Source organism: Corynebacterium pilosum DSM 20521 = CIP 103422 (assembly GCF_000373805.1).
GTDB lineage: Bacteria > Actinomycetota > Actinomycetes > Mycobacteriales > Mycobacteriaceae > Corynebacterium > Corynebacterium pilosum.
This window is the reverse complement of record NZ_KB892472.1, coordinates 1-24342: the sequence shown is the minus strand read 5'-3', so window position 1 is coordinate 24342 and position 24342 is coordinate 1. Positions and strand designations below refer to the sequence as shown.

Below are 24342 nucleotides of genomic sequence, written 5' to 3'. Positions count from 1 at the left end.
ATGCCAACCTCCCAACTACTCATCGGGATCGTCGAAGTGAAGTCGCGTGAGCTGACAGTGCTGTCCGGCTCTCACGATGCGTCGGAAGCCTGGGTTGTGGTGCGTGACGACGACGCCACCGCCGGCTACCACCACCTGACCGGGTGGGGTTCCGCGGAAGCCTTAATCGACTCGGCCCTACAGGCCACCGCCGGCGCCTCGACTGCTCGCGCCTGGAGCAAAGACGGCGGCGCGGACATTAACGCCACCGTGGTTATCTGCACCGTAGGCACAAACCCGCTGCTTCCGCGAGCGGTCGAAGCCGTATTGGGGCAAGAGCACGCACGCTTCGAACTCATCGTGGTGGACAACGCCCCCACCACAGGCCGCGTACCCGCAGCGCTATCCACTATCGAGGACCCGCGGTTGCGCATTATCGACGCCCCGCAGGCGGGATTGTCCCATGCCCGCAACGCCGGTGTCGATGCTGCCCGTGGAGAAATCATCGCCTTCACCGACGATGATGCCCAGGTTCATCCCGGCTGGTTGGGCGCGATGCTCGACGTGTTCGCCGCAGACCAGGCCGACCGCGCCGATCAGGCGATCGGCGCGGTGACCGGACCAGTCTTTCCCGCGGAGTTAAAACACGAATCTCAACGTTTCTTCGAAGCCCGCGGCGGTTTTCCAAAGACACTGGAACCTACAGTGTGGACTGCCGGACAGCCCACAGAACAAGCTTCCCGGCTCGGCGTTCCAGGCGATGGCGGCCCCTTATTCCCAGTGGCCACAGCACGGGTCGGTGCCGGAGTATCCATGGCCTTTCGTCGTCACGTGCTTGCCCAGGTGGGGCCCTTCGACACCCGTCTCGGCGCCGGGACCCAGACGTGCGGCGGGGAAGACCTCGACTCTTTCGCGCGCGTCCTGCGCCTGGGATATGAGGTCGTGACCACACCCGATGCAGTGGTCCATCACGTGCATCGGCGCGACTTCGACGGGCTGATGAAACAAACCTACGGCGACGGGGCGGGCATGGCAGCCCTGCTCACCAAGTCTGTGCTGACCCACCCGGCGGCGTTGTTTACGTTGGCGCGCCGGGTTCCAGCGATCGCGCGGCGCGTGGCGCCAGGCTCCGAACGAATCACGGGGACGGAGCCCGGGGTCCCACCCGAGCTGACGCGCAACGAGGTCCGCGGTTTTTTGCGTGGCCCCTGGCTTTTCTTGGCCGAGGCGCTGCAACAACGCCGGTTGAGGCGATAACTGTGCCCTCGATAGTGAAGTCTGTGCTGCCGGCCTGGCCGGTAACGCTGCCTTTTGCGGCTTATGTTTTGTGGTGGCTCCTCGGCATCGGCGATTTCATCTGGATCATCGCTGGCCTTGCGATTGTGCTGACCTGGGTGGGGCGGGCCAATCTCCGATTCCCGGTGGTGATGTGGCTGTGGGTGTTGTTCCTGATCTGGGTGGTGGCGTCCCTAGTCATGAACGACACTTCCGGCAGGTTGCTGGGCGCGGTCTATCGGCTTCTGCTCTATGCCAGTGCGGGATTATTTGCACTCCATGTCTATAACGCGCGGCCCGCGCTTTCCGGAATCCGCATGGGTTCAGCCCTGGTCTGGTTCCTGGCAGGAATGTCGGCGGCAGGATATCTTGCGCTGGCGTTTCCGGAGCTGACTATTCGTACTCCGATGTCTTATCTCATCCCGGCGTCGTTGCAGAACAATGAACTCATAGCCGACATGGTGATCCGCCAGACCACCCACTGGGACCCGCAAGCGTGGATCGAACAGCCTGTCAGGCCGGTCGCCCCGTTCCTCTACGCCAATACCTGGGGCAACGTCTACTCTCTCGTCCTGCCTTTGGTGGTGGCCCACTTGTGGGTGATGTGGCATACGCGACAGCGGTGGTGGATCCTTGGCGTTGTTATTGCCAGCGTCATTCCCGCACTGAGCACGCTAAACCGAGGCATGTTTGTTGGTTTGGCGGTGGCCGGGTTGTGGGCCGCCTTCCAAGGTGTGCGCCGAGGAGCCTTCGCGGCTACAGGTGCATGGGGGCTGGCTGGTGTTGTGGCCTTGGGCGCGTGGCTGGCCTCACCCTTCGGCTTGAATTTGTTTTCGCGTGTCACGAACACAAGCTCCACCGAAGACCGCGGAGAGCTGTACCGTGCAACCGTGAGCGGCACGATGGAATCGCCGCTTTTTGGTTTTGGTTCGCCACGCCCGGCAGCGGAACCGTGGCTGCCGTCTTTAGGCACGCAAGGGCAGCTGTGGACCGTGATGTATTCGCATGGCTTCGTAGGGCTTGCCCTGTTCCTCGGATTCTTGGTGTTGGTCTTCGTCCTGCTCATGCGGCGCCAAGATCCCGTCGGAGCGGTGTTAGGCGGGGTGATCGCGGCAACCATCGTGGAAACAATGTTCTACGGAATGATGACCGGCATCTTTGTCACCATGGTCGCCGTCGGGCTCGGTTTGCGTGGCGACACCATCATCAACAGTTCGGATCGTCCGGGAATGATAGCTCGGACAGCGTCCAGGAATCTCCATCAGCGGTGAAGGTGAGGAGCATGCGGGAGCGAGACTGCGCGTTGGGCGAGGTGACGTCATTGCCGTTCTCGTCGAGGGTGCGCACTGCAGAGTTATCCACGCACACCTCTTTAATTACGGTGCCTGGACCGGGGGAATCAACCTGGCGTTCATCGACGATGGTGACTTCCCCCTCCATGCGCAGCCCTTCGTTTTCCAACTCTAGGCGTTGGTTCTCAAAGTCTTCGAGTGCTTGGTCTGACAGGACCTGTGACAGATCGCGAACAACCGTGGGCTCGGCCAATACGGAATGGGCCGAGTTAAAGGTGTCCTCGATGAAGCCCTCGTCGACCTCCGTGGACGGTGCCACGGCCGGAACAGGTTCGCCGGTCGTTGTGTCGTCTTCATCTGTCGCGGAGGCAGATTCGTCGGTCGTGTCTCCGGCCCTGGCCTCCGTCGTCGAAGGGTCAGTTGGGGACGATTCAGAGCCACAAGAGGTGAGCACCACGGTAAGGCTAAGCGCGCTGGCGGAAAGAAACAAACGGGACAAGCAAGCTGACATGAACACTCCGATTCTAAGGAGGGGATTACGTTTGCTGAGCGAGAGGGTAATTTGGCTTAATCTAAATAAACATTATTCTAAGGTGAGTTCCTGGCATAATCTAGACAATCACTGCACTGATTTGAAACCATCGCGTGGGATAACCAGCGCAGGAAAGAGGAGCGAGTGAGCGACACTAACCAAGAGCGCAGCGACCAGGGACCAGCCACGGTGGAGCGGCGCAAGCTCGCTCGTGGCAGCGCGCTCAGCTTCGTCGGCTCCGCAACTAGCGCGCTCCTCGGCTTTGTGCTGACCATCGTGATTTCGCGCTTGCTCGGGGCAGACGGCGCCGGGATCGTTTTTCAGGCGACCGGCGTGTTCGCGGTGATCATGGCGTTCGCCAAATTTGGGATGGACTCCACCTCTGTCTACCTGCTTCCGCGCTTGCTTATCGACGACCCCCGCGCGGTTCGCGGAGCGATCAACGCCAGCCTCTGTATTTCGCTGGCGGTCGGCATTGTGCTGGTTGCGGTGATGGAGGTGCTCGCGCCCTGGATTTGGGGCGAAGGTCAAGAGGGATTACTGCGATCGGTGCAGGCCATTATGCTTTTCGTGCCGTTCGGGGCGGCCTTCCTCATCTTGTCAGCCGTCCTCCGGGCCTTGGGTTCTGTCGTCGAATATGTGATGGTGGCCAACGTCGCGGTGCCGGTGCTGCGCCCGCCTTTTGTCGCGATCACGGCTGTCGCAACGGGCTCCGCCGTGGTGGCCAGTGTGGCCTGGGCTGTTCCGCTTGTGATCATGGCCCTTGTTGCTGGCATGCTGGTGCTTCGCCGTGTGCGCGGTGTCGAAGAGGGGGTGCCTGGTCCGTTCTTTCCAGAAAAGGAGCAGTGGCGGGAGATTTGGACATTCTCCATTCCGCGCACGATCGCAGCCGGGCTCGAACAGGCCATCGTGTGGGTGGACGTGCTGCTCATCGGTTGGCTGGCCAGCGACTACGCTGCTGGAATCTACGGGGGTGCATCGCGCTTTGTCCAGGCAGGGTTGCTTGTCGACGCCGCATTGCGCGTGATTGTGTCACCTAGGTTCTCAGCCCTCCTGCATAAAGGTGAAATGTCCCAACTCAAAGAGCTCTACGTGACCGCGTCATCGTGGCTGGTCCTTTTGGGAACCCCTGCCTACGTTCTACTTGCTTTCTTCTCGCCTGCATTTCTGCAACTTCTTGGCGACGAGTTTGTTGACGGCTCAGCCGCGCTGAGCATTCTCGCCGTGGGAATGGCTATAACTTTTCTCGCAGGGAATATCCACTCCATGCTGATCATGAGCGGGCGATCAGGCTGGGCGGCAGCCAACAAATTCATCGTCCTGATTACCAATATTGTGGGCAACCTGCTGCTCGTGCCCCGTTTTGGCATTGAGGGGGCCGCATTTGTGTGGGCGTTGTGCATGGTGTTGGATGCGTGCTTGGCCCTGGTGCAGGTCAGGGTGTTCCTCCGGATCACGCCAAGCGCCATCGATGTACTTCAGCCACTACTCATTGTTGTCGGCTCTTTCGGGCTGCCTGCCCTAGTCGCGGTGCCCACTGTGGGTAATTCATTTGCTGGGCTTGCGGTGACACTTGCGGTGGGAGGCGTGCTCTATATCGCAGCCTGTTGGTGGCAGCGGAGGCCCCTCCGGATCGACGGGCTTCGGTCCATCGCGAATCGTCGTCGTTAAGCGTGGGGTGTTCCTATCTAGTTAGTCATGTCATCGGTTTCCGCATTGCCTAGACTATGGCAGAAATTTTAAGATTAGCCCCTGGAAAATAACTACGTGTTTCCACGATCACTAGAAACCGGGAAGGCTTGAGATGACCGTTTTTTCAATTATCATGGCGACGACCTGGCTCCTCGCTGGGGTCGCCGTGTTGTGGGTGGGCATTAAAGCCGGCCAAGGGACCTTGCCTGAAAATAAGTGGATTGGAATTAGGACTACAGACCTTCTCGCCAGCGATGAGGCGTGGAGCCAGGGACATAAAGCTGCAGCAGCTTATTTAAAGGCTAGTAGCATTCCACTGTTCATAGGTGCAATTATCTGTGTGGCAGCCGATGATTCCTTCATCGGCTGGGTAAGTCTGCCGGTTGTCATCATTTTCACTCTCTTAGTTTTGATCGCTTCTAAAAAGGCTCATTCGGCTGTGGGGGAGTGATGCTCTAACGTCGCAGGCCGCCGATCGCGTCAATCCTTATGGATTTTTGATGGGGCTCCGTCTGGCTGCGCCCGCCTCACGGATGAGGAAGTCCGTTGTGGTGCACACCCCGTTGCCCCTGCTCGGGACGTGACCTTTTTGATGACGTGGTCATCATTATCAGTGAAACTCCTTTTGGATCAGAGTCTCAGGCACACAAAAATTCCTCGCACTCTTTGAGATTTCACACCAACGTCGGTTTGGATCAGGTGCGTATTAGCAGTTGGAGTATGTCGCTGCCTGCGGCGGCATCACTCCGGTTCTTTTTCAGGCAGGGCGAGAAAGAGCCAAACCGAGGCCGGCGACTAGTTCTTTCCTTCCTGGGGGATATGAGGGGGCGGAATAAACATCCCTGCCCCGATCGGGGGCGGTGCAATCAATCTTCGGAACCCCTCCGGTGCAACTAACTCGAACGTAGTGCGCGTTCACTACCCCGATATACGCAAGTTGTAAAGACATTTACCTGCGATTTCCCCTTGCTTAATATAAGAAAAAGGCTGAGAATACGCTATGATTATTGCTCGAGATTGACCTGTATTTCTTATCTTTGTTCGGTCTGTCTTTTCCTTGCCCGTAGCCGTGAATGACCCATAAAGGCGGTTTTGTGAAGTTACACAGCGTTGGTCTTGCTCTTGCCACGAGCATCATGATTGCCCTGGGAGTGGTCACAGTCCCGAACAGCGGGCACACGCGCGCGGTGGCCCAAGAAGGCGTGCCGACGATAACGCGGGACGGATCCTCGCCAGAACGCGCAGCCGCCTCATGCTGGGCGATCAAGCAGGAAAACCCGCGCAGTCAAGACGGCCGCTACTGGCTTTTAGCTCCAGACATGGATGCTCCTCAAGAGTTCTTCTGTGATCAAACCATGGACGGTGGCGGCTGGGTCATGATCGGCCGCGGGCGCGAAGGGTGGGACACCTACCCACAGGGCCAGGGAGACCCAGCAAGCCTCACCAGCCGCGACCGCACCACCGAGGATTTCGCTCCTGTCCAGTTGCCCGAGGACACCATTAATGGTTTGTTGTCCAGACGTGAGGTCCGATCGCTTCCCGAGGGCTTCCGTGTCGTCCGTGCCACCCGTACCAGCGGTGCCCCATGGCAAAACGTCGACATCATTCCTGATCGCATGGGGGAGTGGACGTGGGCCCTCCCCACCGAGGAGACCGGCCGCTTCCGAATCAACAACTCCGGGTGGCGCGCAACCGGAGTGATGGACCGGGCCTTCGGCCGGAACAACGGCACGGGTGCGATCGATCTACTCATGAGCCCAGCCCGCAATTATAAGGGTGGTTTTGGGTTCGGCTACTCCGTCCGAGGAAACACCAGCCCCACGAACTATCTCTGGAGCGCGAACGGCAGGTCCGCGCTGCCTTATTCAGAGGTGTACCTGCGTCCGCAGATTGCTAACGACGATGCCGGGTTCCGTGCCGTTCCCGATACAGGCACGCAGGTCCAAGAGCAGCGAGCACTGGTCTCAAATTATTCGGCGCCGACCGATTGGGGCGTCACCGGCAACCTCAACGGGCGCACCGCGGAGGGGAACTCGCCGGCTCAGGCGTTCGCTCAAATCGGCGACACAATTTTCGTCGGAGGCAACTTCACGCACGCCACGCAACGGTCCACACGTAGTGATGTGCGAAGGACAGGCCTGGCTGCCTTCGATATGGTCACCGGCGAGCTCCGCCATGAATTCAATGTAAAGCTCGACGACCAGGTGAAGGCCCTGTTGGCGATGCCCAACGGAAAGCTCTTGGTCGGCGGTGAGTTCACAACCGTCAATGGGAAACCACGCGTCGGAACGGTCCTTCTTGATCCCGTCACAGGGACTGTCGACGAATCCTGGTCGCTCGAGATCACCTCACGGCTGTCTAACGGCATCATCTCTGTACGCAGCTTCTCGCTTACCGACGAATTCGTCTACATCGGCGGCGCATTCACTCACCTGCAAGATGGCAACCAGAACTGGGTATATGCGCGATCTGCGGCGCGCGTGAGCCACTCGGGCATTCCGGATCGCAGCTGGAATCCGGAGTTCAACGGTTCCGTGATCGACATCGATACGTCCGACGACGGCCAACGCTTTTACGCCGGCGGATACTTCACCCAAAGCATCAAACACCCCACGCACAAGGCGGCGATCCTGTCCACCGCTCCTGGGGCCGCACCAGTTGATCCGAACTGGCAGTTTGTCGGCTCTGACAAGGACTCCAACAACTTCCAGCAGGCAGTTGAGGACAACGGGGGACTGATCTTCTTCGGCGGGTCACAGCACGCCCTCTTCGGATACGACAGCGCTACTTTGGAGCGTCGCTCCGGTTCCGTCACCAGGCGTAATGGCGGTGACTTCCAGGCAATTGCGGGTAACGGCGACATCACCTATGCCGGGTGCCACTGTTTCGACAGCACCTACGAAGGGGCCTATACGTGGCCTGCGATGAATTCTGACTGGAGGCGAGTGGACAATATCCAGGCCTTCGGTGCGTGGGATTCGCAGACCGGCGAGCAGCTCGGCGAATTCAGCCCTTACATGCTCAACTCGAAGAATGCGGGTGCGTGGGCGCTCTTCCTCGACTCCGATGGTGCGTTGTGGGCAGGCGGCGACTTCACCGGCTCTCGCACCTCTCAAACCAGGGCGCAATGGAACGGTGGCTTTGTGAAATACCCGCCAAGAGATGCGGTCGCCCCCGGCACACCTGCAGGCGCTAGCGCCCAGGGCGTGACACAGGAAGGTGCGGTCTTGGGGTGGAACAGCGTCGGAGATGCTGATCATTATGAAATCCTGCGGGATGACCGCGTGATTGCAACCACTAAGGAGACGGTGATGACCGCACCGCTTGGTGGCGAAAACCGTTTCTTCATCCGCGCGGTTGATGCGTCGGGCAATCGCTCCGCTTCGACCCCGGTGCTGGATGTTGGCGTGGGTACGGAGCCTGTGGTCGAATCCGCCGTCCTTATCCCGAACGGCGCGCAGTGGTTCTACTCCTATAACGCAGGCGTCCCAGACGAGAACTGGACTCAGCCGGAGGCCGATTACAGCACGTGGCAGCGCGGTGCCGCACCTCTGGGCTATGGCAGTGCCGACGTGGCCACAGAATTTGCTCCTCCCGCGCCGGCCACGCGACCACGCGTCGCATGGTTTGCCCACCAGTTTGAGGTGCCCGACCCCACCCAATTCGCCGAAGTGAGCTTGAGCTATATCGCCGATGACGGGGCCGTCGTCTATGTCAACGGCCAGGAGGTTCATCGTGCTCGCATGTCCGATGGTCCGGTGACCGCGATGACCTATGCCAACCAGGCAATCTCTGCGTCTCAAGCGGCGCACAACCGAGAGGTCGTGGCTATCCCTTCCTACCTGCTGCGGCCCGGTACAAACACCGTCGCTGTGGAATCACACCTGAATTACCGGTCGAGTCCTTCGTTGACCTTCGACGCCACGTTGGCCGTCACTGACTTTGGCGAGGCCCCGCAGCCCCCACCAACCCCAACGGATCTGGTCGAGCTCGGGGAGCAGTGGGCGATGTGGTCCCACCCCGAGGCACCGAGCGAGCATTGGACCACCGAAGAACCACTCGATGAGTGGCGCAGCGTCACCGCACCCGTGGGGTGGGGCCACCAGGACTTGGCAACGGAACTGACTGAGCCAGCGGCCAGCCGCCCGATCGTCAGGTATTTTGTGCGTGATTTTGACGTTGATGCAGCGCAGCTGCCTGACGACGAGAACGCCACCGTGCGGATCACACTGCGTGCCGACGATGGCGCTGTGCTGTATCTCAACGGTGAGGAACTGGGCCGCAAGCGGATCGATGAGGGGCCTGTCTTCCACAACAGCTACGCCAACTCGGCTATCAACGCTGCCGGTGCTCTAAGCGATCTGCTGGTGGTCGATATCCCGGCCTCAGCTTTAAACGATGGGAGCAACCGGTTGGCAGTGTCGACGCACATCAATTACCGCTCCACCCCGTCCGCGTCCTTCGACCTTCAGGCCCAGGTGATTCCGAATGAGGCATAATCTCGACGACGCGGCGGTGGATCCGGCCATTGAGGCAGTCGCGCTGCGGATGAATCAGCCGGGCACGGTGGTCACCTGGCTCAATCATTGGTCTATCGGCCGCGCCAACTGGGCAGCATTGGAAAATGTTGACGTCATCGGAGTCGACGGGACGTTGTTGCAGATGACGCTGCGCTCCTCCGGGTTTCCGTTGTCACGCACGTCCGCAGACCTCGTGCTGCCGGTGTCTTTTGGTAGCGTCTTGGCCCCCGGAAGCAGGGTTGCACTCATCGGAGCAGAGTCTGGTGTCGCACACACCTGCGCCGCGAAGGTGGAACGGGTCTACGGGCACAAGGTGCGCAGTTTCGATGGTTACGAGCAGCTGCGTGCGCTGCGCGACGACCCGGCCGAACTTGCTGAATTCGACCCCGCGGTCATCGTGCTTGGCCTCGGGGCAGGGCTTCAGGACGAGGTTGCGGTGGAGCTAAGTGAGCAGTTTCCCCAGGCCACCATCTGTACGGCAGGGGGCTGGATTGACCAGTTCGCGTCGAAAGAGCAGTACTTCCCGCCCTGGATTCACCGGCTGCGGTTGGGCTGGGCGTGGCGCATCGCTCACGAACCGCGCCGGCTGATCCGCCGCTACACGCTTGACGCACTAGGGTTCCTCTTCAACCACCGTTCCTATCTCCAGCGCCTGCGCGGTCTGCCACACGGGGCTACCCGCACCGGTTTGGCGAAGGCGCCGAGCGAGCCGGCGGTGCGCTAAACCACAGGCTCGAAGACCTCCACGCCCACGGGCCCGTCGGTATGCGCCACCGCGATGACGGTGCGCTCAGGCAGAGCACCCGGCAGTGGTTCATGCAGCACCATGTGGAGTAGCTCCTCGGCAGCATCGGGGGAGAGGTGCTCCGTCGGCTCGTCGAGAAGCAGTACCTCTGCGTCGCTACACAGCGCACGAGCTAGCAGCAGGCGGCGGCGTTGACCAGAGGAGAGAGACTCGGCGCCGTCGGCAAGCACGAAATCCAGGCCGAACTCGAATCCGACCGCGTCGAGCACCTCGGCCATCAACTCGTCGGAAGCCTCAGGCGCAGCGACGTGCAGGTTTTCGCGCACCGTCGTGGAGAAAACCCACCCGTCTTCGGCGAAGAAGCGCGCCCCGGCCGGCCGGGTTACCTCGCCTGCAGCTGCGGGCAACAACCCTGCCACGGTTTCCAACATCGTGGTCTTGCCGCAGCCGGAGGGCCCGCGCACCAGCATGCGCTCGCCGGGTGCCAGGGAGAAGTCCCACACGGTGTCCCCGTACACGGTGTGCAGTCCGCGCGCATCGACCGCGGCGGTGTCGTCACGCTCGGGCTGGGCCGGCGCAGGCTTATCGACGAGGGCCTTCAACCTCCGTGCTGCCACCGCTGCCTCAGAGCCGTGGATCGCAGCAGTGGCCAGGGGACCGTGGGCCTCAAAAGCTGCCAGGGGAATCATCACCAGCATGCCCAGCCACACGGGCTCACCGGGGTAGAACGCCACGGCGATGATGGTGACAAGCAGTGCTGCAAAGCCTGTGGCCCAGGCCTGGATCCCTTCGGCAAGGGCCTCCGGGCGCTGTGCCTTTACGGTCTCTGCACTCGCGCGACGCGACGCGTCAACGGCGGCGGTGAGCTGGTCGTCGGCACGGCCGGCGGCCTGGTATTCCACCCGGTGCTCCAGCACAGCATCGAGGCGGACGTGGAAATCATCGGCCGCGTCGATGTGGGTGCGCCGCGCGTTGACGCGCACGGCCAGCCACGGGATGAGCAGCCCGGTACACGCCATGGCTACAGCCATAACCACGGCCGCCAGCGGATGCAACCAGGCTGTAAACGCGATGGCCACGACGGACAGGACGATCGCCACTCCTGTCGGCACCACGGTGCGCACGATGAAATCCGTCACTCGCTCCGTATCGGTGACCAGGCGGACGTGCCCCTCACCACGACCCACCGGCCGCGACGTCGACGCCATCGCGTCATAGACCCGCGCCCGCAACGTGGTCAGGGCGCTCAGGCCCAGCTTGTGGGACACCAACCTATCGATATAGCGGAACACCGCGCGCGAAATACCCAGCGCACGCACCGCGGTAATCGCCACCGACAGGTGCAGCACCGGCGGCATCTGCCAGGACCGCGTGATCAACCAACCCGACAGTACCGTCAGCGTCAGCGCCGCCAGCAGCGTGATGGATCCCGCCAGCACACTCAGCGCAATATCGCGCCGGCGCACCCCGGCCAGTCGCAAAAGATAACGCACATCACTCATAGCCACACCACCTCATCTGCCATCTCACGCACCCGATGATCGTGGCTGGCCACCACCACGGCAGAGCCCTCGTCGGCACGCGCCCGCAGCGCCTCGAGCACCACCGGCACAAGGTCGGGAGAGAGGTGGGCGGTCGGCTCGTCGAGAAGCACCAGGCGCGCTGGATGAGCCAGCGTACGACTCAACCCGATGCGCTGCAGCTGACCTGCCGAAACCCCTTCGCCGCGCGGTCCCACCGCATGCTCAGCCGGCAGGTCTAGGCCCACTGCGTTGCGTGCGTGCTCGCTTGTCGACGAGCCCAGCAGCACGAGGTTGTCTTCCACCGTGCCCGGTACCGTCGCCGGACGGGCCGGAAGGTAGGTCAAATCTGGGTCCACGGTGATCGATCCCTCCACGTTCTCGTCGGGCAGCACACCCAAAGCGGCAAGAAACACGGTGGACTTGCCCGAACCATTCGGACCGGCAAGCACGGTGACCTGCCCGGGGCGAGCCGCAAAGGACAACCCGGAAGGGCGAGCACCATCGCGGCCCTGCACGGTCAAATCCGTGGCGCGCAGGCCCGCAGCGTCAGAAAGCGTGCGATAGGACCCGGACACCGCGGGCTCCGCGTCGATGACTTCGAGGAGCTGCTCGGCGGCCTCAAGGCCATCGACGGCGGCGTGGTAGTTCGTGCCCACCTGGCGCACCGGATTGAACACCTCCGGCACGATGATCAGCACGATCAAGCCCGCCAGCAGGTCCATCTCGCCATACACCAGCCGCAGACCGATGCTCACCGCCACCAACGCCACCGACAACGTGGCCAGAAACTCCAGCGCAAAAGACGACAAGAACGCCAGCCGCAGCACACCCATCGTGGCCTTCTCGTGGCGGCGCCCCGTCGTCCGGATCTGGCGACCCGGCTGCTTGGTAGCGTGCATCGCGCGCAGAGTCGGCGCACCCGCCAGCAAGTCAGCCAACTGCTGGCCCAACCCGGAAGTCACGCGCAGGCGGCGCTCCGTGTGCGCGGCCGTGAGCTTACCGATCAGAATCATAAACGCAGGGATCAAGGGCAAGGTGATTAGCGCAAACAGGCCAGAGACCCAGTCGAACACGAAAATCGTAATCAGCGCTGCAGGAGTTGCGATCACCAAAGCGATCAGCGAAGGCAAAAAGTCCGTGAGGTACGGGCGGAAATCCTCCAGCCCTTGGGTGAAAACGTGGCGCCACCGGCCCGCATGCTCCTGCACCTCACGCGGATCGCGCCGGGACAGCGCACGCAGGCCCTTCTCGCGCATCACATCAACGGTATCGCCCACCGCTTCCTGCGAGGCGCGCTTGGCCCACCACGCCACCGCACCGTGGGCAAGCACGACCGCAGCTAGGGCCACGGCAAGGGCCGCATAGTTGGCCTCGCGCCCAGTCACCGCCGAGGCGGCCATCCAGCCGATGAGCACGCCACGGGCAATGACCAGCGCAGTAGTTAAACCTTGGGCAACGCCCGTGCGAAGCATCAGGCGACGCACGGGCGGAACGAGTTGGATCAGTCGGGGATCAACCGGTGAAGCCAAAGTTAGACAGTCACCCGCTTCCGGAAGGACCAGTATGCCCAGCCCTGGCCGATCAGGACCAACGGGACGAAGACGATCGCAGCCCAGGACATCACCTTCAAGGTGTAGGGGCTCGAGGACGCCGAGTAGATATCCCAACCAGGGAACTGGCTTGTCGACGGCAACACATCCGGAAACAGGGAACCGAAGAGCAACACGCCCACCCCGAGCACAGTCAGGCAGGTCAGCGCGAATGCCCAGCCGTCACGGCCAGCACGCGTCACGACGATCGCTGCCACCAACGCGACAGCGCCGACAATCAGCGCGATCCACGTCCAGTCCTTGCCATAATCCAGCTGCATCCACAGCAGGTAGCCCGCGGCCACGATCACTGTGGGCAGCGCCAAGGCCTTCAACGCGATGCCGTGCATGCGACTGCGCAGAGGCTCCTCCGCCTTGAAACCGACGAAGAGCGCGCCGTGCAGCGCAAATACCAGCATGAACGCCAGCCCACCCAGCAGACCCTGCGGGTTGAGCAGGCCGATGAAGCCGTCAGTGAAAGAGTTCAGGCGGCCGTTCTCATTCAGCGGTACGCCCGCCACGATGTTCGTAAACGCAACACCCCACAGGAACGCCGGCAGGTAAGAGCCAATGATGGTGGCGATATCGCACTTCTTGCGCCACGCGATGGTATCGATCTTCACGCGCCACTCAATACCCACACCGCGCATAATCAGCGACAGCAAAATCAGGAGCAGCGGCAGGTAGAAGCCCGAAAATAGGGTGGAGTACCACTCCGGGAACGCTGCGAAAATCGCGGCACCGCCGGTGATCAGCCACACCTCGTTGCCGTCCCACACCGGGCCGATCGTGGTGATCTGCGCGGTACGACGACGATCGTTCTCCTCTTCCGTCTCACCGCCGACGAAGGGAAGAAGCATTCCGACACCAAAGTCGAAACCTTCAAGAATGAAATAACCGATGAAAAAGAAGGCAATAACAAGGAACCAGATTGAATTAAGATCCATTACTTGTCGCCTTCCTTCACGCTGGTACTTCCAGAACCAGACGGGCGATCGTCGTCAAGCGAAGAGCTAAACGACAGCGGAGTCAACTCCGAATCCTCATCCGGGCCGTAGGTGACCTCGGCGAGGTTATCCACATCGCCCTCCGCCAAACCTGGCTGATCCATGCCCTTGCGGACGTACATCCGCATCAAGTAGAACCAGATGACGGCCAAAATGCCGTACAACACGGTAAAGGAAATCAGCGAGAGCCAGACCTGCCACGTCGCGTGATCAGACACGCCATAATCCACAATCATGTGGATGTGCTGCTGCCCGCCCGGCGAATCCACGCCCTGGTACTCGGGGTTCGGGTGGACGATCCATGGCTGGCGGCCCATCTCGGTGAAGATCCAACCAGCGAAGTTAGACAGCCACGGTGCAGGCAGTGCCCACAGAGCCAGGGTGCCCATCCACTTCTGGCCGGGGACGCGGTTCTTGCGCGTCACCCAGAGAGCGACCACAGCCATGATCAGCGGGATCACCATGAAACCGATCATCAGGCGGAACGCCCAGTAGGTGACAAACAGGTTCGGGGTGTAGTTGCCTGGGCCGTAGAGGGCCTCTTACTGCGCTTGCAGCTCCAAGACACCCTGGAGCTCCACGCCGCTGAACTTGCCCTGAGCCAAGAAAGGAAGCACGAACGGCACGCCAATCAGCTGAACCGCGGATTCACAGTCGTTCATCGTCGAAATCGACAAGACGGAGAAGTGCGGATCCATTTCCGTATGGCACAAGGCCTCCGCGGACGCCATCTTCATTGGCTGCTGCTCAAACATCAGCTTGGCCAGGAAGTCACCTGTCAGAGCAATACCGGCGGCGCCAATCAAGATGACCCAGGAGCCGAAGCGGGTGCAGTCACGCCAAATCGTCGCCGCGTGCCCCGAAGGGTCACCCTTGCGCTTCTCGCGAATCATCCACCAGCCTGCGATGCCGCACACGAAGGTGCCGGCCAAGAACCACGACGCAAACACCGCGTGCGGAAAGCCCTGCAGAGCGGTCGGGTTGGTCAGAAGAGCAAAGAAATCGACCAGCTCAGCGCGGTCCGTCTCCGGGTTGTACACCGCACCAACCGGGTGCTGCATGAAGGAGTTCGCCACGATAATGAAGTACGCGGACAAGTGGACGGCTACAGAGACGATCCAAATCGATGCTAGGTGCGCCCACCGCGGGACGCGACCCCAGCCGAAGATCCACACGCCGAGGAAAATCGATTCGAAGAAGAATGCGGCAAGCCCCTCGAAGGCAAGCGGGGCGCCGAAGACGTCGCCGACGAAACTGGAATACTCCGACCAGTTCATACCGAACTGGAACTCCTGCACAATGCCCGTTACAACGCCGGTGGCGAAGTTAATCAGGAAAAGATTGCCGAAGAATCGGGTCGCACGGTACCACGCCTCCTTGCCCGTGCGATGCCAAATGGTCTGCATGATCGCCACCATCGGAGCAAGCCCGATAGTCAGCGGAACAAAGATGTAGTGGTACACCGTGGTGATACCGAACTGCCATCTGGAAATATCGACTAAGTCGAGTTCCATTGGATTAAAACTCCCTAAAAACGAAAGCTGTCTCAGGCGGCAGTCTGGTGCAGTAGCCGCCGAGAAGAATAAAAATGCTCCATTCGTATATTTAGTCGGAAATAGCCGTGAAAAGGTTCCCGGCGGTAAAGGATGACCTATAAAGGGGTCAACCGGTACCGATTTCGCGGATTGGGATCCCGCGCGCTAACATATTTTCCGTTGGGCCTTTAGCTCAGTTGGCAGAGCTACGGACTTTTAATCCGCAGGTCGCGGGTTCGATCCCCGCAGGGCCCACAAATCGCAGAAAACCGCTGGTCAGTCGTGGCCGGCGGTTTTCTTTTTGCCCTCATCAGCGGTCCGATCCCGGACCCATCACCGACCCATCACCGAACTCAGCGCACACTGCTGGAACTGAAATGTTGGAACAGGGACGTTTTGTCGGCTCGCGACCCTGAATCGCCCCTGTACCAACAGTTGAGCTTCGTCAGTTTGGCCGTGGAAGCGGACTAAAGGGTTCGGCGCACCCTGTCCTATAGTTAATCCATCGTCCACACCCAAGGACGTGCTTATCATCGGGCCCCACCTGCAGGCTGTTGCAACCAAATTGAGATTCACATATTAAGGAGACGTGAATGTCCATCTCCGTGGACCAAGCGCAGGCGCGGGAAGACCGATCGGCGGCGATCGCCGTAACAGGCTTCCCTCTGTTTATTCTGGCCGGCGCAATCCTTGCCTTCTTCTTCCCGGCGCCGTTTTTGCCACTGGCGAACTACATCACCTACTTCCTGATGATCATCATGTTCGCCATGGGGCTGACCTTGACCATTCCGGATTTCAAGGAGATTGCCCGGCGCCCTTGGCCTGTATTCGTCGGCGTTGTCGCACAGTTTGTCATCATGCCTCTGCTGGCTGTGGCGGTGGCCAAGCTGCTCGGCCTGAATGAGATGCTGACCCTCGGGTTACTGATGTTGGGTTCGGTGCCGGGCGGTACCTCGTCGAATGTGATCGCGTACTTGGCCAAGGGCGATGTGGCGCTGTCGGTGGCGATGACCTCTGTTTCGACGCTGGTCTCGCCGATCATGACACCGCTGCTCATGCTGTGGCTGGCCGGTCAGACCACCGAGGTGGACGCGGCGGGGATGGCGTGGTCGCTGGCGCAAACAGTGCTGCTGCCGGTAATCGGGGGCCTGATCATCCGCTATTTCTTCGATGGGTTCGTGGAGAAGATCTCCCCGGTGTTGCCGTGGATTTCGATCGTGGGTATCGGCGGGGTGGTCTTCCCGACGGTCGCTGCCAATGTTGACCGTTTGGTGCAAGTGGGGTTCATTGCCTTCCTGGCTGTGTTGCTGCACAACGTGTTCGGCTACGTGCTGGGCTGGGTGGCTGGACGGCTGGCGCGGTTCCCAGATTCTCAGGTGCGGACGATGTCGACGGAGATCGGGACGCAGTCTGCAGGGCTCGCATCAGGGATGTCCGCGAAGTTCTTCTCGCCAGAGGCGGCTCTGCCTGGTGCGGTCGCTGCCGTCCTGCACAACATTACCGGTGCGATTTTTGCTGCCGTGATGCGAAGGATTCCATTACGGGAGAGCGCAGAGGCCGGGCGTTCGTCGATAAGCGAAAAATAGGCCCTTGCAATTAAACGAATTATTTGATAGGCTGAACCTTGGAATCGAAATAACTGTACAGAGAGGGCGATAATTCTTGTTCAATGTCCGCGCGGTAGAAAAGTGGATTGCAACTTCGGAGCCAGAAGAGGTGGACAGCCTCCTGTGGAGCCTGCGGATGCACGCACACTACAACTGCGATGGCTTTAGCGATTACTCGTCGAAGACCGTGAAGACCACCAAGGCTGAACGTGAAAAAGAGCTTCGCGAAGCTACGAAGCGTGGCAAGGCGATGGCAAAGGAAAGCCGCATCAATCGTAAGGCGGCGGAAGTTGCAGCAGAGCTTCGCGACGAAGCCGCAGCCGCCTAAGTGGCTAAGACTTCACCATGCGCCGGACAGCCGCCATGGCTTCGGTGACCTTGTCGTCGGCAAGCTCACCACCATCGGCCACGGCGCCGGCAACGCAATGGTGTAAATGATCTTCTAGCAAGGCTAGGCCGACATTCTCTAAAGCGGAATCGATGGCAGATATTTGCGTCAAAATATCGATGCAGTATTGATCTTCACTAATCATCCGCTGAATGCCCCGGACCTGACCTTCAATGCGCTTCAAGCGCGTCAGGTAGCGTGCGCGGTCGGCGCTGTAGCCGTGCTGGCCACCGCAACACGTGTCTAGTTCGGCGGGCTGTTGCGCGGCGGGGTCTGGCTGGAGTGATTTAGTCATGACTTCATTCTATACGCCGTGGGGGTATTCTGAAGACTTGCGGGTGTGGCGAAACGTTGCCAACTACCTGCCGTTTTGCAAAAGTCTGTGGGTATCGGATACCTTTAATCAAGTCGCATACAGAAATGCATGCGCACGTTCTAGCTCCCATCGTCTAGAGGCCTAGGACTCCGCCCTTTCACGGCGGCAACACGGGTTCGAATCCCGTTGGGAGTACGAAGAACCCCCGTGGTTCTTTTTAAATGGATATGGCCCTGTGGCGCAGTTGGTTAGCGCGCCGCCCTGTCACGGCGGAGGTCGCGGGTTCAAGTCCCGTCAGGGTCGCCATGAAAAGCAGGAAGCCCGGTTCAGAAAATGAGCCGGGCTTCCTGCTTTTCGTATGGGAGTTCAGAGGCAAACTGTCGAAGCTGAACTGTTGGAACAGGGGCCTTTTAGCGGCCCGTAGCCTCGAAACCTCCCTGTTTCAACAGTTGAGGTCCAGCGGTTTGCGGCGGGGATAGGCGGTGGGGCCGACGGAGGCTTGGCGGTGGTAATCCGGGCGCGTCATCAGAAACGAAGAAAAGGCCGCTTACCTGGCGATTTGTCCGAATCAGTCACCCATGTGTAAGGTATTAACTCGTGCGCACGACAGGCTCACCGACTTAGTGAGAACTTCGTGAGGTGCGAAAATTTTATAAGGCCCTGTGGCGCAGTTGGTTAGCGCGCCGCCCTGTCACGGCGGAGGTCGCGGGTTCAAGTCCCGTCAGGGTCGCGGAAGCAAGAAATTGTTTCTGGCCAGATAGCTCAGTTGGTAGAGCACACGCCTGAAAAGTGTGGGGTCGCCGGTTCGATCCCGGCTCTGGCCACAATGAGACGAAACCCCCTTACCCCCGGTAAGGGGGTTTCTCCTTCGGCAAGGTGAGTAGTGGGGATAATGGTGGTACGGCGCAACATCAGTCCACGTTCGCTCTGACCACTGCTTTGAGGCACCTTGTAAGGAGGCCGTCATGTCCGGCAATCCAGAGATCATCCATGAGCCCAAGAAGAACCGCTACGTGCTCAACGTGCACGGCCGTGAGGCGGGCTACGCCACGTATCGGGATGCAGACACCGATGTCCGCGATTTCGATTATGTCGTTGTTGATGACGCTTACCGGGGCCGTAGGCTCTCCATCCCGCTGATCCAGGAGGCGCTCGACGACACCAGGGAGGCTGGGCTGAAGGTTCGGACGTCGTGCAGCGCCGTGGAGCATTTCCTAGCAAAAAACGAGGCCTATCAAGACCTCGTTGCTGGTGAGTAGAAGCGCTAGCTAGATGACGTAATGCCCTGGGTCGACCAGTGGCTCATTCTCTTCCTTCTTGCGGGGGCGGTTCTTCGCCGGCACCCCGATGGCGATGTGGTTCGCTGGCACGTCCTTCGTCACCACAGCATTGGCGCCCACTGCGGAGCCTTCGCCGATCACAACAGGGCCGAGGATCTTCGCCCCGGCGCCCACTGTCACTCCGTCCTTCAGTGTGGGGTGGCGCTTGGTCTGGGTGAGTACCTGTCCGCCCAGGGTCACACCGTGGTAGAGCATGACATCGTCGCCGATTTCAGCGGTCTCGCCGATGACTATGCCCATCCCGTGGTCAATGAAGAATCGTCGGCCGATGGTGGCGCCAGGGTGGATCTCAATGCCAGTCAGCCAGCGGTTAATCTGCGCCAGGATGCGCGCTAAGCTCTTGAAACCGCGGTTCCACAGTCCGTGGCAGGCGCGGTGGAGCCAGATGGCGTGTAGACCGGAGTACACGATGGCATTTTCCAGATCGCCTCGCGCGGCTGGGTCATGAAGCTTCGCGTTGGCGAGGTCTTCGCGCAGGATTTTCAACAGCTTGATCATGAGGTCACAGTCTAGCAGCGCCTATCATTTTAATCTTCAACAGTTGCGCTTTTTATTCGCGCTGAACGACGAAGGCCCCGCCCCTCCTTTGCGCTGGGAGGGAGCGGGGCGGGTGTTCGTCGTAAAGCGAACTACTAGTCGCGAATGTCTTCGTAGAGGATGGTGGAGACGTAACGCTCGCCGAAGTCAGGAATGATGACGACGATCGTCTTGTCCTTGTTCTCTTCGCGTGCGGCCAGCTCGAGGGCTGCCTTCACGTTGGCGCCGGCGGAGATGCCGCCCAAGACTGCGTCCTTCACGGCCAGCTCGCGGGAGGTAGACACTGCGTCCTCGTTGGACACGGTGAGGATCTCGTCGACAACGTTGCGGTCGTAGGTGCCTGGGATGAAGTTTGCGCCCAAGCCCTGGATCTTGTGTGGGCCAGCCTTGCCCTCGGACAGGAGTGGGGAAGCGGCAGGCTCAACGGCAACAGCCTTGATGTCTGCATTCTGCTCCTTCAGGTACTTGCCCGCACCGGAGATGGTGCCGCCGGTACCCACACCAGCGACGAGGATGTCTACCTTGCCGTCGGTGTCGTTCCAGATCTCTGGACCGGTGGTCTCGTAGTGGATCTTCGGGTTAGCCTCGTTCTCGAACTGGGAAGCTAGGATCACGTTCTCGGTGGACTCGACGATCTCATTGGCCTTGTCCACTGCACCCTGCATGCCGGCGGAGCCTGGGGTGAGAACGATCTCTGCGCCGAAGGCGCGCAGTACGACGCGGCGCTCATTGGACATGGTCTCTGGCATGGTCAGGATGACCTTGTAACCACGTGCGGCGCCAGCCAGTGCCAGTGCGATTCCGGTGTTGCCGGAGGTGCCCTCGACGATGGTGCCGCCTGGCTTGAGATCGCCAGAAGCCTCTGCTGCGTCGATGATGGCCTTACCAATGCGGTCCTTGACCGAGTTTGCTGGGTTGAAGAACTCGAGCTTACCCAACACGCGAGCGCCGGTGCCCTCTGTGATTCCCTTGAGCTCTACCAGCGGGGTGTTGCCGATGGTCTCTAGGACGTTGTCGTACACCTTTGCCATAAAACTTGTCTCCTTTTAACTACGTGAGTTGTCGAAAGTGTTTCTGCGCTCATCGCTTCTACTGCGTGGCGCTTAGTATTCAACTGTACACCCTCCGCATAGACAGAGCGGTATATCATTCATAGACTGATGGTTTTGGCTGGTAGCCGGGCATTTCGTTTTGGGGGTATCTGGGGGTGATGCCTGAGGGGGTAGCGTAGGGGGAAGTGATTGGCGCGGCGGGAGTAAAGAAGGTATTAATGCCGATTTTTCCCTCCCCCAATTCAGGGTATGATGCTTAGAGAGCAGACATTGAACCGTGCTTGTGATCCCCCGTTAAGGGACACACGTACGGGGTAGTACTCGACAGGAGACTTAATGGATTCCCAACGGATCAAAGACGACGATGATGCTATCCGTGCAGCTCTCACGTCCTTGAAGACCGCGACCGGCATCCCGGTAACCATGTATGGCACCCTGCTGGCGGATAATCGCCTGCAGATCACACAGTGGATTGGTTTGCGTACCCCCGCCCTGCAGAACCTGATTATTGATCAGGGGGTCGGAATCGGCGGGCGCGTCGTCGCTACGCGCCGTGCCGTGGGTGTATCCGATTACACGCGGGCAAACGTAATCTCCCACGAGCACGACCGTGCCATCCAGGACGAAGGTCTGCATTCCATCGTGGCAGTCCCAGTTATCGTGCAGCGAGAGATCCGGGGTGTGCTCTACGTCGGCGTTCATTCGCCGGTGCGCCTCGGGGACAAGGTCATTGAAGAAGTCACGATGACTGCCCGCACACTCGAGCAGGACTTGGCAGTGAACTCGGCGCTGCGCCGCGCCGAGGGCGGCAAGGCCAGCGGGAAGACTGGGCGCGTCATGAACGGCGCCGAATGGGAACAGGTGCGCTCCACCCACTCGAAACTGCGCATGCTGGCTAACCGCGTGGAGGACGAGGCCTTGCGCAAGGAGCTGGAGCAGCTCTGCGACCAGATGGTCTCACCGGTGCGCGTGAAGCAGACCACGAAACTGTCGGCGCGTGAGCTGGACGTTCTCTCCTGCGTGGCGCTGGGGCACACCAACGTTGAGGCGGCCGAGGAAATGGGCATTGGCGCAGAGACGGTGAAGTCTTATCTGCGTAGCGTGATGCGCAAGCTTGGTGCCCATACGCGTTACGAGGCTGTTAACGCAGCTCGTCGCATTGGCGCTCTGCCCTAAGGATCCTTCGGTAGTCTAGGGAGCGTGAAGGATCGTTTTCTAGTTACTGGTGGAACCCGTCTGCAGGGTTCCGTGACCGTCGATGGCGCTAAGAACAGCGTGTTGAAGCTCATGGCTGCAGCGCTGTTGGCCGAGGGCAGGACAACGCTGAACAACTGCCCGGAAATTCTGGACGTGCCGTTAATGAAGGATGTCCTGGAGGGGCTGGGTTGCTCGGTGAATATCGAGGGAACCACGGTCACCATCGACACGCCGGCTGAGCTGTCCCCTCGTGCCGACTTTGATGCGGTACGACAGTTCCGCGCGTCGGTGTGCGTGCTTGGGCCTTTGACCGCACGCTGCGGGGAAGCAGTTGTTGCGCTGCCCGGGGGCGACGCGATTGGTTCGCGCCCGCTGGACATGCACCAATCCGGGCTGGAGCAGCTTGGGGCGACAACCCATATCGAGCACGGCGCAGTCGTTGCGCGAGCAAGCTCGCTAGAAGGTGCGGAAATCTCGCTTGATTTTCCGTCGGTGGGGGCGACCGAGAATATCCTTACCGCGGCTGTGCTGGCGAAGGGGACAACCGTGCTGGATAACGCGGCGCGTGAACCCGAGATCATTGACCTGTGCAACATGCTCAACTCGATGGGCGCCCGCATCACTGGTGGCGGTTCCTCAACACTGACTATCGAGGGCGTGGACAAGCTCGAACCCACCACTCATACGGTTATCGGGGATCGAATCGTCGCCGGCACCTGGGCCTACGCCGCGGCAATGACCCAGGGGGACATCACTGTCGGAGGTGTAGCGCCGCGTCACCTCCACCTTGCGCTGGAGAAGCTGAAGACCGCGGGAGCGGACGTGGAAACCTATGACAACGGTTTCCGAGTGAGCATGAATCGTCGCCCCAAGGCCGTTGACTACCAGACCCTGCCATTCCCCGGATTTCCCACCGACCTGCAGCCTATGGCCATCGGCATCGCCGCGATCGCGGATGGGGTTTCGGTCATTACCGAGAATGTCTTCGAGTCCCGCTTCCGATTCGTCGACGAGATGCTGCGTCTCGGTGCCGACGCCTCCGTGGACGGCCACCACGTAGTGCTGCGTGGCAAGGACACGCTCTCATCGACTGATGTGTGGGCTTCGGATATCCGCGCCGGTGCAGGTTTGGTCTTGGCTGGCTTGGTCGCCGACGGAGTGACCTGCGTCCACGACGTCTATCACATCGACCGTGGGTACCCACGTTTCGTGGAGCGGCTCAACGCGCTCGGCGCTCACGTTGTGCGGGAAAGCGAATAGGCTCGCTTTACGACGACCCCAGGCCGCAATTTTGTGTTGTTTGCCTGGGGTTTTGTGTTTTGTTGGGGGTGTGTGTAAGTTTAATCAGGTCAGCGAGACCGACAACGCCCCGCTCGAGAGAGTGAGATGGCGGTTAGGAAAACTACCGCAGACAAAATATTTTCTTCGTTTCAACCCTTAGAAACATGTTGATTTGACTTCAGTCAGGTTGGTGTGTAAGGTTGGACAGGCTGCCTAGCACAGTGTTAACGGTAGGTTAACAGTCTTGTGTGGGTGTGCGAGTGTTGTGTGAGAACTCGATAGTGTGCCAATGTACTTTTTTGTTTGTGTGTTGGTGTGTGTGCCTGTGTACTTGCAGTGGCCTTGAGTGGTTGTTGTTGGTGTGTGCCGGTCATGCCATGGCTTCCGTGGTTGTGGTGTGTTTTGTTTTTTCGGTGCAGCATGGGTGTGCATTACTTCAATGTGCATTCAGATTTGTAGATGAATCATAATTTTTTATGGTTGTTTACTTTTTACCGGCCCCTTATTTTTCCCTGTCGGGTGGGGGTTGGTTGTTGTAATTCTTTTTTGGACAACAAGTATTTAGACAGCACTGTGGTGTTGTTTGTGCTGGTTGTTTGTTTTGGTTGGGTTTTGGGCTTTTCACGGCCTGAGGTTTTTTCTTAAAAACTTTTTTTGTGGAGAGTTTGATCCTGGCTCAGGATGAACGCTGGCGGCGTGCTTAACACATGCAAGTCGAACGGAAAGGCCCTGCTTGCAGGGTACTCGAGTGGCGAACGGGTGAGTAACACGTGGGTTATCTGCCCTGTACTTCGGGATAAGCTTGGGAAACTGGGTCTAATACCGGATATTCAACTTTGTGTTGGAAAGCCTTTGGGCGGTATGGGATGAGCTTGCGGCCTATCAGCTTGTTGGTGGGGTAATGGCCTACCAAGGCGTCGACGGGTAGCCGGCCT

18 protein-coding genes, 5 tRNA genes and 1 pseudogene are annotated in these 24342 nt (G+C 59.9%); 16 read left to right on the top strand and 8 right to left on the bottom strand.

The window, feature by feature from the left end:
* Together B097_RS0111850 and B097_RS0111845 are read left to right on the top strand one after the other, a co-directional pair.
* On the top strand, nt 1-1236 hold the full coding sequence (locus B097_RS0111850) for a glycosyltransferase family 2 protein (protein ID WP_018582737.1): 1236 nt from the start codon (nt 1-3) through the stop codon (nt 1234-1236).
* 2 nt (nt 1237-1238) lie between these two features.
* Nucleotides 1239-2525: an O-antigen ligase family protein gene (locus tag B097_RS0111845; protein WP_147287068.1), complete on the top strand. Its 1287-nt coding sequence runs from the start codon at nt 1239-1241 to the stop codon at nt 2523-2525.
* On the opposite strand, the gene B097_RS13190 is transcribed toward B097_RS0111845, so the two are convergent.
* Entirely contained in the window at nt 2461-3000 is a 540-nt protein-coding gene (locus B097_RS13190; protein WP_147287066.1) for a hypothetical protein, read from the bottom strand. The two genes, B097_RS0111845 and B097_RS13190, sit on opposite strands and share 65 nt — an antisense overlap.
* A gap of 222 nt (nt 3001-3222) precedes the next feature.
* Here B097_RS13190 and B097_RS0111835 point away from each other — a divergent pair, with 222 nt between their 5' ends.
* The 4 genes from B097_RS0111835 to B097_RS0111820 all read left to right on the top strand — a co-directional run bounded on the left by B097_RS0111835 (nt 3223) and on the right by B097_RS0111820 (nt 10014).
* Nucleotides 3223-4749 carry a flippase gene (locus tag B097_RS0111835; RefSeq protein ID WP_018582734.1) on the top strand — a complete coding sequence of 509 codons (1527 nt, stop codon included), beginning with the start codon at nt 3223-3225 and terminating at the stop codon, nt 4747-4749.
* Nucleotides 4750-4882: 133 nt separating this feature from the next.
* A complete protein-coding gene (locus B097_RS0111830; protein WP_018582733.1) occupies nt 4883-5221 on the top strand; it encodes an SdpI family protein in 339 nt (112 codons plus the stop codon).
* A gap of 643 nt (nt 5222-5864) precedes the next feature.
* A complete protein-coding gene (locus B097_RS0111825; RefSeq protein ID WP_018582732.1) occupies nt 5865-9269 on the top strand; it encodes a fibrinogen-like YCDxxxxGGGW domain-containing protein in 3405 nt (1134 codons plus the stop codon).
* Entirely contained in the window at nt 9259-10014 is a 756-nt protein-coding gene (locus B097_RS0111820; RefSeq protein WP_018582731.1) for a WecB/TagA/CpsF family glycosyltransferase, read from the top strand. The genes B097_RS0111825 and B097_RS0111820 overlap by 11 nt, the downstream gene beginning before the upstream one ends.
* Here the strand turns inward: B097_RS0111820 and cydC are convergent.
* The 4 genes and pseudogenes from cydC to B097_RS13015 all read right to left on the bottom strand — a co-directional run bounded on the left by cydC (nt 10011) and on the right by B097_RS13015 (nt 15668).
* Nucleotides 10011-11537, bottom strand: a complete 1527-nt coding sequence (gene cydC / locus B097_RS0111815; protein ID WP_018582730.1) for a thiol reductant ABC exporter subunit CydC — start codon at nt 11535-11537, stop codon at nt 10011-10013. The two genes, B097_RS0111820 and cydC, sit on opposite strands and share 4 nt — an antisense overlap.
* Nucleotides 11534-13030 (bottom strand): ABC transporter ATP-binding protein/permease, encoded by a 1497-nt coding sequence (locus B097_RS0111810; protein WP_018582729.1) that lies wholly within the window; start codon nt 13028-13030, stop codon nt 11534-11536. The genes cydC and B097_RS0111810 overlap by 4 nt, the downstream gene beginning before the upstream one ends.
* A gap of 59 nt (nt 13031-13089) precedes the next feature.
* Nucleotides 13090-14094, bottom strand: coding sequence for a cytochrome d ubiquinol oxidase subunit II (gene cydB, locus B097_RS0111805; RefSeq protein WP_018582728.1), 1005 nt, complete (start codon nt 14092-14094; stop codon nt 13090-13092).
* Nucleotides 14094-15668 (bottom strand): annotated as a pseudogene (locus B097_RS13015) (cytochrome ubiquinol oxidase subunit I). The gene cydB and the pseudogene B097_RS13015 overlap by 1 nt, the downstream one beginning before the upstream one ends.
* Nucleotides 15669-15871: 203 nt before the next feature.
* On the opposite strand from B097_RS13015, the gene B097_RS0111795 reads away from it, so the two are divergent.
* From B097_RS0111795 to B097_RS0111785, 3 genes are all read left to right on the top strand, one after another.
* Nucleotides 15872-15944, top strand: a tRNA-Lys gene (locus B097_RS0111795).
* Nucleotides 15945-16282: 338 nt separating this feature from the next.
* Complete coding sequence (locus B097_RS0111790) at nt 16283-17275, top strand: bile acid:sodium symporter family protein (RefSeq protein ID WP_018582725.1); 993 nt, start codon at nt 16283-16285, stop codon at nt 17273-17275.
* 157 nt (nt 17276-17432) lie between these two features.
* Entirely contained in the window at nt 17433-17624 is a 192-nt protein-coding gene (locus tag B097_RS0111785; protein WP_147287064.1) for a hypothetical protein, read from the top strand.
* A 4-nt stretch (nt 17625-17628) separates the two neighbouring features.
* On the opposite strand, the gene B097_RS0111780 is transcribed toward B097_RS0111785, so the two are convergent.
* A complete protein-coding gene (locus tag B097_RS0111780) occupies nt 17629-17979 on the bottom strand; it encodes a metal-sensitive transcriptional regulator (RefSeq protein WP_018582723.1) in 351 nt (116 codons plus the stop codon).
* 143 nt (nt 17980-18122) lie between these two features.
* On the opposite strand from B097_RS0111780, the gene B097_RS0111775 reads away from it, so the two are divergent.
* The 5 genes from B097_RS0111775 to B097_RS0111755 all read left to right on the top strand — a co-directional run bounded on the left by B097_RS0111775 (nt 18123) and on the right by B097_RS0111755 (nt 19259).
* Nucleotides 18123-18195, top strand: a tRNA-Glu gene (locus B097_RS0111775).
* 34 nt (nt 18196-18229) lie between these two features.
* Nucleotides 18230-18306: transfer RNA gene (locus B097_RS0111770), tRNA-Asp, on the top strand.
* Between the two features lie 350 nt (nt 18307-18656).
* Nucleotides 18657-18730, top strand: a tRNA-Asp gene (locus B097_RS0111765).
* Nucleotides 18731-18751: 21 nt separating this feature from the next.
* Nucleotides 18752-18824 (top strand) — tRNA-Phe (locus tag B097_RS0111760).
* Between the two features lie 141 nt (nt 18825-18965).
* Entirely contained in the window at nt 18966-19259 is a 294-nt protein-coding gene (locus B097_RS0111755; protein WP_018582722.1) for a GNAT family N-acetyltransferase, read from the top strand.
* Between the two features lie 9 nt (nt 19260-19268).
* On the opposite strand, the gene epsC is transcribed toward B097_RS0111755, so the two are convergent.
* Both epsC and cysK read right to left on the bottom strand, forming a co-directional pair.
* On the bottom strand, nt 19269-19838 hold the full coding sequence (epsC, locus tag B097_RS0111750; RefSeq protein WP_018582721.1) for a serine O-acetyltransferase EpsC: 570 nt from the start codon (nt 19836-19838) through the stop codon (nt 19269-19271).
* 134 nt (nt 19839-19972) lie between these two features.
* The gene (gene cysK / locus B097_RS0111745; protein WP_018582720.1) at nt 19973-20908 is read right to left on the bottom strand and encodes a cysteine synthase A; all 936 of its coding nucleotides are present in this window, start codon (nt 20906-20908) and stop codon (nt 19973-19975) included.
* Between the two features lie 357 nt (nt 20909-21265).
* Here cysK and ramA point away from each other — a divergent pair, with 357 nt between their 5' ends.
* Both ramA and murA read left to right on the top strand, forming a co-directional pair.
* Entirely contained in the window at nt 21266-22105 is an 840-nt protein-coding gene (ramA, locus tag B097_RS0111740; protein WP_018582719.1) for an acetate metabolism transcriptional regulator RamA, read from the top strand.
* Between the two features lie 24 nt (nt 22106-22129).
* Complete coding sequence (murA, locus tag B097_RS0111735; RefSeq protein ID WP_018582718.1) at nt 22130-23386, top strand: UDP-N-acetylglucosamine 1-carboxyvinyltransferase; 1257 nt, start codon at nt 22130-22132, stop codon at nt 23384-23386.
* Nucleotides 23387-24342 lie beyond the last annotated feature (956 nt).